This is a genomic window from Paenibacillus sp. P46E (assembly GCF_001909095.1).
Classification (GTDB): Bacteria; Bacillota; Bacilli; order Paenibacillales; family Paenibacillaceae; genus Paenibacillus_AQ; species Paenibacillus_AQ helianthi.
The window spans coordinates 30,116-42,407 of sequence record NZ_LVYZ01000039.1 but is presented as its reverse complement, the minus strand read 5'-3'; the positions used below and the strand labels follow the sequence as shown (position 1 = coordinate 42,407).

The 12,292-nt window shown below is 47.0% G+C and carries 5 protein-coding genes; all 5 read left to right on the top strand.

Annotated features, from left to right (window positions below; genetic code table 11):
* The 5 genes from A3849_RS13640 (at position 1) to A3849_RS13620 (ending at position 12,281) form a co-directional block, all read left to right on the top strand.
* Positions 1 to 414, top strand: coding sequence for a hypothetical protein (locus tag A3849_RS13640; RefSeq protein WP_074111915.1), 414 nt, complete (start codon positions 1 to 3; stop codon positions 412 to 414).
* 15 nt (positions 415 to 429) lie between these two features.
* On the top strand, positions 430 to 2,259 hold the full coding sequence (locus A3849_RS13635) for a hypothetical protein (RefSeq protein ID WP_074111914.1): 1,830 nt from the start codon (positions 430 to 432) through the stop codon (positions 2,257 to 2,259).
* Between the two features lie 67 nt (positions 2,260 to 2,326).
* Positions 2,327 to 3,406, top strand: coding sequence for a hypothetical protein (locus tag A3849_RS13630; protein ID WP_074111913.1), 1,080 nt, complete (start codon positions 2,327 to 2,329; stop codon positions 3,404 to 3,406).
* An 89-nt stretch (positions 3,407 to 3,495) separates the two neighbouring features.
* Positions 3,496 to 7,716 (top strand): hypothetical protein, encoded by a 4,221-nt coding sequence (locus A3849_RS13625; protein ID WP_074111912.1) that lies wholly within the window; start codon positions 3,496 to 3,498, stop codon positions 7,714 to 7,716.
* Positions 7,717 to 7,727: 11 nt separating this feature from the next.
* Positions 7,728 to 12,281, top strand: coding sequence for a hypothetical protein (locus A3849_RS13620; protein ID WP_083613496.1), 4,554 nt, complete (start codon positions 7,728 to 7,730; stop codon positions 12,279 to 12,281).
* The last annotated feature ends 11 nt before the right edge of the window (positions 12,282 to 12,292 follow it).

The following is a 12,292-nucleotide window of genomic DNA, read 5'->3' as shown; positions in this document are numbered from 1 at the left end:
ATGTCTTTTCAAATCACACACCCGGCAGGAGGCACGATTGATAAAGTCCGCGAGCTGCCTTATCCGCACTTTAGTAAATTCACCCGGCCCTTTATACGCGGGAGAATGATTGATGTGACGGGTGTGGCGAAGATCTATGAGGACACGTACAGTCTTCCTTATGCAACAGAGTTTCTGTCCGTGGCCTTTGCGGCTAGCGAATATTGCATCGGAGATTTCTGGGAGCTGACTGTCAATGGAGATAAGATATGCGAGACAGTGTACACCAAGGAGCTGCCGGAGAGTGTGTCCATGGGCAATTCCTTCGGGATCGTTTATCCACTCCCGGACAACGCCGAGATCAAGTTCGAGTACCACAATCTCAGCGGCTCCGCGAAGCAAGTCTGGTACAACGTGAAGTTTTTGCGTAAATAAGGAGGGGTGTGTAAGATGCCAAGTAATAGAGTTGCTTGGGTTGAGGGCAGCGCAAATGCAGACAAGATTGTCTTTGAGCTTTCAAATCAAATTGTAAATGCTAAACTGCCGAATGACGAAGAAAACGGTTGGTCTGAAGCCTATCGTTCTGTTCAAGACAAATGGGTAACTTATACACCTGTAAGCACACCGTCTACGGCGGGAATGTATCTGCACACGGATGGAAAAAAGTATCCGGTGTATAAGTTGAGTGACTTGACGGGAGTGAAGAATCCGGCTTCGGAAGCTTCACTTGTAGATTCCGACGGATACGTAAAAGAGGTCAACACTATTAACTATAGCAATACTCCAACAGGCAGGAAATTGCTTGTGACAAAGGTTGCATATACGGACCCTGATACAAACTTGCCTGTAGTGCGGCCTGTCGCTGATTTACTTGTAGTTAACGTAGATGATGCGACTAGAGCATCTAAAAAAGCGTGTTACATTGTAAAACAGGGATATAGTAAGGGTTCTAATTTTACCGACCATGCCCGGTGGCAGGACTTTAAGATCGTAGCTCCGATGCCCTCGGATTATGATTCCTTTTTGGCAAATGGTCAGCTTAATATCTATCTGTACATCAATTATAATTTTGGTTCTGTAAACCCATCCTTTGCTTCACCCTACAGGTTCGACCAACTCACATATAAGGCTGATCTAACACATTATTCAGATACGACAGTGGTGCTAAAGTCGGTCAAAAAGCCTCCAGAGGAACAGGCGGCAAAAGACTTCTATGTGATGCTGAAAATGCCTGCGCAGCAATTTAACTATTTTGATGTGTACTACGGTGGGAACTTTAAAGTGGTCGAAGCTGCGGGGAGTTCGCTCAGCACATATAATTTGGCTTGTGATATAGCCACAGTAAAGATAAACCAAGTAGCTACAGTTACGAGTCAGGTAGAAGCTCATTTAGCTTATCTGAAGTGGAATGACCCTAATACATCTGAGGGTAAATATACCCCTGCGTATATAGAGTGGCTGTATGACTACGACGGAACAACCCAAGTTACCAGTCCACCGGCTCATTTTTTCTTTGGGGCAAATAGTACTGTAAGCTGGCTTGCCAATAAGAAGCGACGCCCGGACTATGGAGTGAACTATTGGCTGTCTGTCAATAACAACCGGGTGGCTCTGGTCCTCGAAGGAGATCCGGCTCCCGATATTGAAGGCTATTACCGTAGTTTTGGATACATCGGACGGATTATTCCGTTCAATGATACAGACTATGCGGGTAACTTCGGGGTGACTGTAGGCATGGGTGACATGACTGTGGAAAAGTCCGGCTTTACCATTGCTGACATTCGTGTAGACCAGAACCCTGCCTATGCCGGATTTGGGCGAAATACCTCGAACGGAATGTATTCCTTCTCTATGTTCAGAACGGCCTCAAATGTTATGTACCAATCCTACTACCCCGCATTTATCACACAGCTTCCCTCCTACAGTGGAGTTGGTAGTATCCCTTCCGATCTGTCTAAACTAATCCTTGATAAGACTAAAAACTTCTTCCAGGCATCGGTTTGGACCAAGCGTTACCATGCCAGTCCTGTCTACCTGGTACATCAGTACGAAGGGTATCGCGGTTACATGGATGGTGTTGTAGCCATCAATGATTTTAACTTAATTAACAAGGATGAGCTGATTGTAGACACTGAAGAGTGGAAAGACCCGGCGGACCATTCCAAAGGAACCTGGACGGAAGTCTATAAGTTTTTCAGTGTGAATTCCCCCATTAATTTTTTGAAATTCTCTGCTAACCCTGATGAATGTTCTATTGCGATTCTGAAAGAAGTAAAGTAACAAACTGCTAAACAACACCCTTTCTTCTCCCCGCTTTACATTTCCCATTCTAAGGAGGACTCCCCGCATGGCAAATTTTAAGTACGCTGAAACGATTACCACTTCCCGTGAATTACTGGATACGATCAAATCACAGGTGATCGGAGCATCATACCCCTTCAATGCAACGGCAGGAGAAACTGCGGTTACTAACACTTGGGCCCTCGAATCAGAAGTTGTAGACGTAGCAACCGGCAAGATTAAAGAGTTAGTTCTAAAGGGAACGAGCAAGATCAATGCGCTGACCCGTGAGTTCTATGTTAAATTCACTAACAGTGGATTCGGAGCTTCTGCAAAGCATAGCTCAATGGTTGTACAGGTTCTTTTTAATAAAACAGGTACCGGCGGTTCAGCTACCTTCGGAGAGGCAGGACAGCCTGTCAATATTGAATGGGCAAAGCAGGATGCAAGCCCTGCGACGGACCGTACCCATGATAAACCGGTGTATCTATATATGAACGTGATGAATAATCGGCTGGCGATGGTCATCGTTGGTGATCCGGCGGTAAACTTTGATGATTATCGGAAGTCTTTCGTTTATATTGGAGCGCTGAAGCCGTTTAAATATAACGAGGATGATGTGGATGGCAATATCATGGTAACCGGTGGATCAGTAACCAACGAACCAAGTACCGTTCCGGGGGCACCTTATAACTTTGGCGCATATACCAGCTATGGAAACAATACCCTTCAAATGTTTAAGACGAGATCAGGAATCAAATTCCAGCAGCACTTTGCGTCTTTTATTACTCAAGCTCCGGGACCGGGAAAAGCATTTGTTGATACTCAAATAGGTGACACAGGCCTGAAACTAGAGCCGCAGGGTTTCAACGCCTCTTCTTGGACTAAGAAATATCATCTTTCTCCGATTTATATTGTTCACCCGTTTGACGGGTACCGCGGCAGCCTGGACTACTGTATTGCTGTTTCGAAGAATAATATTCTTCATCTGGATGAACTGATTGTGGATATCCCTGAAAATACAGAAGGAAAGGCCTGGAAGCAGGAGGTCTATCGTTACTTCGATCACAACACCGAAAACCATTTTATGAAAAAATCAGCGAATGTTCAGATGGGGATCGCTTTTCTGAAGGAAGTTCGTTATTAAAAGATTACCCAATCAAATCGTATAAGTGCTTATAGGGAAATTTCAGACAGCCCTCTGGATTTCCCTTTTTTCTTAGGACGGAGGATATTATGCCTAGCCAACAATACAGCTTCAAAGTATCCGACTATGCAATATCCAAGACCGGATACATCCTAAAGGCAACCACTCTGCCGCCAGCCATCCAGCCGTACTTTTTTGTCTATGTTCCGTTCGGAAGATACAACAGCGTGTTAATGCTGGATTTCCTTATGGCTACACGAAAAGAAGTTCCAGCTCTGTTGCAGCAGCAGATTTCACAGGCTGTTCGCGATGATCTGGCTGGGATTGAGAATGGAATAGTTATTTTTGGGCAAGAGCCTAATCGGCCTGCTGAACTGATGCAAGCAGCGCACGCCACGCATGATAAAAGAATGGCTTTCTTTCTAAGGAATATGCAGGCAAAAATGCCCGAACGAGCCGGAGAGCTTACTGACCTGAGTGTTGCTAAGCTGAGTGAGAACAGCCGGAAAGCCGATCATCTGTTCAGTACAGAAGCTAGTGTAAATGAGCACAACCGAGAGGGATATATCCTATTGGATGCTATAGGCAATCGCGACGATTATGGAAGTTCTATGTTTAAGGACGGTCTGCCTGGAACCATTCTCCCCAAAATATCTGAAAGCCTGCAACCATTGAATGAACTATGGGCTGAGCGTCCCATTGATTGGGACTTTAATGTGTTTCGTAGTATTTTTATATCCAATCGTGTCGCTGTCTCCGATCTTGAGCGGCTGCAGATGAAGGATCTGGCCTTTCGCGTAGATAATCATGATCTACTCGTTGATCTGCAGATTGAAGCAGCGTTCCGTCCATATACGCCCCAAGGAACAATTATGCGTGAGAGATTTGAGGCTAAACGGAGCAATATTTTCGACCTGCGGGTTAACACAGAGCGTTTAATGGGGCGCCGGATGTTCAACTGGGATGGCGCTGTGAATCGTGACTACTTGTTAAGCAGCCGCATTATTAATTGGATAGGGAACGTACTAAGTGACCGGGAAGAAGGGAAACGGCTGTTTACCTGGGATGCAGCTCCGGTTACTACCCGCCAAATGTTGGCTGGGCGTGTTAATGATCCACGCACTATAGTCGATTATAACAGGATTAAAGGTGCCCGCATTGGAGATAATCATTCCACATCAAAAGTTCCGAACGTCTTTTCCGCAGATAGAGATGATGCAATTAGTGAAGCTATTGTCCATAAGGACTATCACTGGGCGGAAATCAAAACAAGACAATATAAAGCGCATTTAGCAAAAGAAGTTCAAGCTCAGCGTGAGGCTGAGGTTATCACCCGCCGCTTCATTGATAATATAGTGGGCAGTCGGAATATCAATCATGCTGCACATGTAATACGAGAACGTGGAGAAGCCGAACGAGACATATCGTTTCAAACCTATACCCTACGTATCCGGCAGGCTGCGAGGAATGTGCTGAAGGATTGTGGATTCTTCGTTCACTCGGTTGCTACCCGCAAGCACGATGCACTTCTCGCGTTGGAGCGAAGCGTGCAAGGGGGAATGAAAAATATTAATCGCTCAGCGATCCGTGGAGGGGGAGCCTTAGGGTCGCGCAACTGGGATGGCCGGATCTATCGGCATACGACAGGTTCTGGTAAACGTTCAGTGGATCTGGCACTTCACCTGACTTCCTTGGAGCAGGCAGAGCTGAACCGTAAAGTGGTCGTTCAGGTTATTCGTGAGTTTGGACAGGCTCAGCGAAATTCAGCAGACTTATATCTGTCTCAGAACTTGGAGGCGGGTTATGGTCAAATCCGTAAGCTTCAACTCTCACATGATGAACTGGCATCAAAATCAATTGAACTGAAAACAAAACTCGCTCGCTCCATTATAAGCAGCAAAAACCCGCAGCAGCTTGTAGCCCTCGCCCGTGCAATCGAAGGCAATAGGTCAAGTGCTATACCTGTTCATTTAACAGACACACTAAATAGCTTCAAAAAAGAAAAAGACCTCTACGTGTCTGGGGGAATTGCTGGAGCGAAGGTGCGTCAGGGAGGTATACCTCTCGCTGAGCTTACAGATTCACCTACTTTTGCAAATGGTATTGCGATTCCACGTGCAGGGGATATGGTCGAGGAATTTGAACGCTTTTTTAGTGAACTTCGTGAAGGAGACAAGTGGGGAATACTGCCGGAGGATCTGGATGTAGGCATCATTGACCGGGAATTCATGAGCACAATTCTGGATGTTATTTTTGCCTGGAAAGGATTCTTCTCTGATTTCTTCGATCCGATGATGTTTGCGGACCGCCTGCATGACAGCCACTCTCTGTTTGATTATGCATTGCAGTGGGCTAACAAGGAGAGGGCTGCAGAGTTAATGTCTCCGGATTTTCTGGTAGGAGCAAGAGGCCGCCTGGATGCTCTTATGGAATCCAAAGTCGTGTTTGCTACCGATCAGGCCCATAACGGTCTGCTTGTATTTGATGTCGGCTTCGCAGATCGGGATAAGCTTAGAAGCGCCTTAGAAGCGCCAGTAGAAGAGTTGGCATCCGGGATGGAGAAGCCTGGTCACGTTGAGGAAGGTCAGCACTTCGATAAGGAACGTCTTTCTGCTGATTTGTCTGAGGCACTGCTGGCGGATGATATGCTGCGCCCCGCTATTATCCAGGTCCAAAATCCTTTTGGATATTTTGAACCTGACCCTTCTTATCTAGGTGTTCACACCGAAGGGGCGCAGCCCGGCCGCCTCACCCATTTTGAAGAAGGGAAGATTGCCGGTAAACCCCAGAGGCCATCCGAATTAAGCGCCGGGGACACCGGGAAGCAGGAAGGAAGGCCTTCTGAAAGAGATGATTCCAAACAGGGGCGTCTCGAAAAACGAATATCACACTACGAGGAAGCTATCCAGGGAACAGAACCCATTCGTTCTGGCGATATGCTGGATACTGCAGAGATGGATCGTTCCACTAAACCGTCAGAGGTGGCTGTAGGACTGGAAGGAGTACGACCGGATATCCGTCCTGCCTTAGATGCCCTAGAATCCATCTTTGCTCAACAAGAAGAGCGGCCTGCGGAGCACTTGGAGAGAGGGACTCTCGGGCAACAGGAAAAGCGTCCAGCACAAACAGGTGAGGGAGCATCAGGAAGTCAGGTGTCAAGGGCTGCTGCTACTGAAGAGTCCATGCTTGCAGAACTTCAGGAGCGTCTAAGCTATCTGGCTTCTGGGTATATTTTCGGAGAACATCAGGATCGGGCAGGATTTATCGCAGAGATGTACTACGAAGCAGCCCGAATGAGTGAACACGGAAGTTCGCTTGGAGATGGCCTGCTGGGGTATATGCGTCTCGCATTTCATCAAGCTTTCTTGGAAGAGCACATGTTTGCAGTTAGACCTTCGGAAGCAGCGGAGTTGTTTGAGGATATTGTAGGGAGAGTAGAGCCATTTCCGGCCATGCTTGAGGAAGACAAGCACGCAGAGCCTGAAGCCCAGCCGTCCTATTATCACGATGTACTTATCGCTGACAAACGGGAACATTATACCGAGCTATTAAGCGTCATTACCGGTACGAAAGAGGCTGCTGAATCTATCATTGAGGATTACCTGGCAGCCGTAAAGAAACTGAAGGACAGTACTTTTAATCAAGAGCTAACGGCTACCGAGAGAATTAAGCAAGCCTTCATGGAGGCTATCCAGACCGAGGGACAAGGACTTGTGTACGACTACAATAACGATGTATTAGAAAACGGTATGGACCCGGAAGAGTGGACGGGGGGCTATGGGGTGCCAGAAGACTATGATCCGCATGATCCGTCAAACCCCTATTATCCTTGGGTAGAAGACCTGAATACGCTGGAACTCGGTCAGGATGACTGGATTCGATTCGACAATCAGAGTGGCACAGCTTGGAGCAGGGATAAGAATCAGGGGTTGTTTATATGTGAGCAGCAACTGGAATCCCTGACAGGACTATACCGAAACGATTTTTCCCACACAGACTACATGTTTGAGGCGGATTTTAGGGTGGGAGCGGAACAAGGGGATCATGCAGCAGGGATTTTGTTCCGGTACATTAACCCGCAAAACTACTATATGTTTGTAATCCATGGCGGCGATATAGACGGAACGCTTGGGATGAGTCGCCCTATGCAGCTCTACAAGGTAGTGGATGGCAACCAGCAGCAGATAGGGGCACCTATGAACCCTTTTGCCTGGGAGAAAGGCAAGTGGTATAAATTTCAGGTTTCTGTCGAAGGTTCGAGGATCAAACTGTCCGTTAGCGGGCGGCTTCAATATGATTTTACAGATTAGAGGTGCAGGTATTGAAATCAACATTTGGTATTTTCACGAAGGGGCAGGGGCAAGTGTCCTTCGGGCGGATGAAGGCATCGCTAGTGAACAATATTAACGACCCTAATCACCCGGACAACCCAGCAAGTCCAAATAGACCAAGAGTAGGCACGAGAGAACCGGGGGAGGTTAATCCCGTTATTGGTGATCCGGGAAAAGGACAAATAGGGCGCTGGCAGACGGTGAATCTGGATTCCCTGGAATCTGTTATTGACCAGATTATTGAACAGTACCTTCGGGATAAGACCTGGTACTCTAACGTTCGCTGTCGTGAAGCTCTTTGGAATATGTACAAACGGCTTGCGTGGTGGGTGAAGCAGCAGGTTGACCCCAACCGGAGTGATTATCAGCGGGCTTTATTGTTAATTAAAGACTGCATAAGGCACATTTTGGAGGAAGCGCAGGACCCTGAACTTGCCCACAATACGACTCTCCCTACATGCCCGGCCCCGTTTTATTTCCCATTCAACGCAGATTATTTTAATCACTTTGACGGGAATGACGTGGAGCGCACACTGTTTGATATGACAGCACTGCCTAAGTCTGACGATTTCCATGGACTTTTTCGCTATGTTTCATCTGTCGAGGATCAGGAGTGGGAAATTGTCCATTCTGTGGGTTCGAACGAGACTAAGGGAAATGAAAATATAATGAAAATAGCCCTCAAGCAGTTGCTCCCTGGCAATTCTTCTAAAGTTACTTTCAACTGGCGCTGGAAGCGTATGGGATATATCTCGTTTAAATACTGGGCTAGCGCAGCGAACGGTAACGGACTTAACTTTTTTATAAATAATAACCAGGTGGGCGGGGAATGGTCTGACGGGACCGGGTGGCAGGAAGTGAAATTTAATGTGGCTCCTGGACAAACGTATAAGTTCGACTGGCTAGTACGTAAGCAGGTCGGGGATCGGTTCGGACAGGATGCTGTCTATATCAAAGATGTGAAATGCATTGAAGTGATCCGCAGCCTGGGCGGAGATACCCCGCCTGACTTTGACACCATGGGTTCTGAGGCTTACGGTATACCGGGCTTCGAATGGATCACCCGCTCAAAGAGCAGTGTGGTGAAAACCCATTTTAACGGAGTGGTTACAGACGAAAACAGAGCCCGGACCCTCCTTTACCACCTGGACAATGAATGTGACGGTACTGTTCGTTTTGCTTACAGAATGGGCACTGCACAGCCTGAGGTGGCCAGCGAGCATTACTGGATGTTTTCCGACAACCTAAAAGATCACTTTCAGTACAGTCAGGGGAAGCGGGGCAGTTCAGTTTCGGCAGCACACGACCCGTCGTGGACTTTGAATGGAACCAGCTCCATTACGCAGGCGAATCAAGCGAAGATCGCTTATTCTCTAGTGGTTGGGGAAGGGTGTACAGTAGATGCCCGCGGCACAATTGAAATGGTCTGCCCCCCTCTTGAAATTGACCACTATGAGGACTCCGTACTTCAGACGATCGAAACCGCAAACTGGAGTCAGAGTGGTAATCTTCACTGGCAGGAAATAAACAGTACTTACCGCATTGACAATCCTACTGAAGGAAGTGGTGCTCTCCAGACGGTTCTCTACCTGGAAGATGACGGCTGGTTTGAGTTTAGTTTTGATCACTCACTACGACCTACAGAACGGCTTGAGGTTCTGGTTGACCAGAAAGTTGTGTTTGAATCCGGGAACACGAACTCTGGACAAAACATTTATATCCCGTTAAATCAGGGTCAGCGCTTTATTTCTTTTCGGATTACAGATACCTACACTGAAGAAGGGATCACTGCCACTACAAATCTTGATTACAGCTATGGTTCAGCAACGCAGGGGAAATCATATACCAAAAGGGGCCCGTTTGGAAGTGAGTTCGCGATTACACGAAACTGGGAGATGAGCAATGCTGGAACCTTCACAAGCCAGGATGGGAACCAAATCAATTACACGGTCACCCTGAATCCAGGGGCTTCTTTCGAGATGGAAGAGATGCTTCAGCTCACCGCTCCCGTGAATGAGAATCCGGACGCATCTATTTTCGAAGAGGATTTTAACAAAAGTGATGGCAAGTATGATCCAAGAATCAGCATGACTCCCCATTGGAAGTGGAAAGACATCCTCGATTATGCTGACCCAGATAAAGGGGACGGGGTGTACAAGGTTGTAGGAAAGGACAACTCTCCCAACACTATCACGCTTTCCGGTGTTCCTTTAACGAACGATGGAGTCCTTGAATTTGAGTATGGAGGGAAATTCGGGCTAAAAGAAAGTCTAGTTCTTACCATCGATGGGAATGTAGTCTGGGCTGATGCCAAGACTGAAACCAGTACCACAGGAAACACCGTAAAAGTTCCGGTCAAAGCGGGTAACCACACGTACCAGTGGATATATCAATACCTTGGAGGAACAACATTCATTGATCCCGAAGCCGAAGGAACCGGAGCTCCCGATTCAGGAGAGGTGAGCTACCTTGCAGGCTCCTTTAAACAGCCTATTGTATATGGTCAAAGCGACTGGACTTTACTAACAGATCGTCACTCACGGATGCGCAGCGGAGGCACACATTTCAACACTCCTTTATCACAGCAGGAGCAGGCATCAAGCACCAACGGAGCAACCATAACGCGAAACTTCTCTTTTAACAGCTATGCGGACGTGAGTTTCTACGAAAAGCTGACCATTCAGGCTGGGAAGGATATACCTCAGGCAAGCCGGATTAAGCAACTATCTGTTGGTATTTCCCGTAAAAACGACCCGAACGGAAATTTGTTCGAAGGTAATGGGTATTACTGCTTAAATATTACAGGGGTAGACCCCGGAGAGGGTTCAGGCTGGGCCACTGCTTCCTTTTATACCCACGGGTGGATCAATATCACCTTTGATTTACTGGCGTATCTGGTTGACGCGACAGGGGGCCATCTCTCATCGGATAACAGAAATAAATCGGGGCGTGATACAGATCATCGGGGAGAATTCAGTGTACACATTGTCCCTGTCGGGGGAGAGGCTACAAAGAGTAACCAAGTCTATCAACTATTGGAAAATATAGGACCAAAGGATTCCTATAAAGATATTACGGTCTGGAATAAAGCATTGTCCGTTCCCCTCATTAAGAAAAGTGTTCCTCCAGGTTACTACTATGTCTATTTCAAGATGTATGATGCCATCGCAGACTACGACAAGGACATTAATGATTTTCCATACTATGCAGCATTTAAAAATTTTAATCTTACAGGTTCAACAGCCCCCTCAACAATACCTAATCGTGTAGACGATACAAGCGTAAGAGTTGATCTCCTTGATATCTCAAATGGATCTTTGGTGGAATCACACACATACGGAACAGAAGGTGCAGCAAGCCGGGATATAATAGTGTCCTTTGGCAGCTTGCAGCCGGGGCGTGCCTATCAAGTGAGATATACTCTGCTCAAGGGAGAAGGGACAACTGGAGGATTGAACGGCAAGGGAGGGAGCATGCAGCTCAGCTCCGGCTGGTTCTCCGAAACCTGGTTCCCCTATTGCCGGGATAAGAACGGGAGCTTTTACTCCCCAGGCAACAGCCCGTACCCGCCTTCCCCTAGCATCCCCCCTGTTCCACTACCCGCAACTGATGGTTCGTATTGCTGGATTGATGTCATCAAACTCTATCAGTCTAACCGCACCGTCTGCCCAGGTACTGGGCTTGATGTGGTGGTTACAAGTGGAGGCAGTCTTATTTCCCAGCAGGTCTACAGTTCACCAGTGCAGCAGCAAGTGGCTGTGAAATTAGGTAATAGCACCGAAACAGTTAGGACCTATGAAATCTCAATGCGTTTCTTGGCCGGATGCAGCGGGGATAGTGCTTCTCTGTACAAAGGAAAGTACAAACTAGTGGATAAAAGTATTATTATGCCATCCTATGCACAAATTACAGACTTTCAGGCTATTAACCATAAACCGATCTGGATGGGAGGGTGTTATACAAGCAAGATACACGTCAGGGTATACAACGAGGCAGGAACTATGGTGTACAGTACTGACTTCATTGGTGGAGGACTGGATTCATTCCTTGTTAGTAAACTACCCTTTTCACCCTACTCTAAGTATAGAGTTGAAGTTGAGACAGAGCAGGGTGGACAGATCAGTACTGTGACTGGGAAGCATTATATGACTACTTTCAAACTACTTGACTTTACAGCCTACGAAAATTGGGTTTTTGTCCCTGATCCGTTCAAGGGGAAGCTGGAGTTTTTTATAGACAGCACACTAGTAGACACGTACACAAATCAAGGCGGTTTTTATGAGGTCTCGTATCCAGTCTCTAAAGGGGCCCATGAGTTTAAGTGGGAGTTCACAGAGCTTGGCAGCGGGTATAGCTGGGACTATTGTGATATTGATCTCCTGCAACTAACGAACTGGATTTGTGATAGGGTACGCGTTACACCGTACTGCGAAAAAGGAGGAGGGGACAAATGTGTTGAGGAGCTCATAAAATGCCTGCTGAAATTGTGGCAGGACAGACCAAAGGCTTGCTCGATTGGTAGAAAAATATGGCTGTTTACGTAAGGAGGACTCTG

Excerpts from the sequence above, each read along its gene's own strand:
- A3849_RS13640 (WP_074111915.1), top strand. The coding sequence starts at position 1 with ATGTCTTTTCAAATCACACACCCGGCAGGAGGCACGATTGATAAAGTC.
- A3849_RS13635 (WP_074111914.1), top strand. The coding sequence starts at position 430 with ATGCCAAGTAATAGAGTTGCTTGGGTTGAGGGCAGCGCAAATGCAGAC.
- A3849_RS13630 (WP_074111913.1), top strand. The coding sequence starts at position 2,327 with ATGGCAAATTTTAAGTACGCTGAAACGATTACCACTTCCCGTGAATTA.
- A3849_RS13625 (WP_074111912.1), top strand. The coding sequence starts at position 3,496 with ATGCCTAGCCAACAATACAGCTTCAAAGTATCCGACTATGCAATATCC.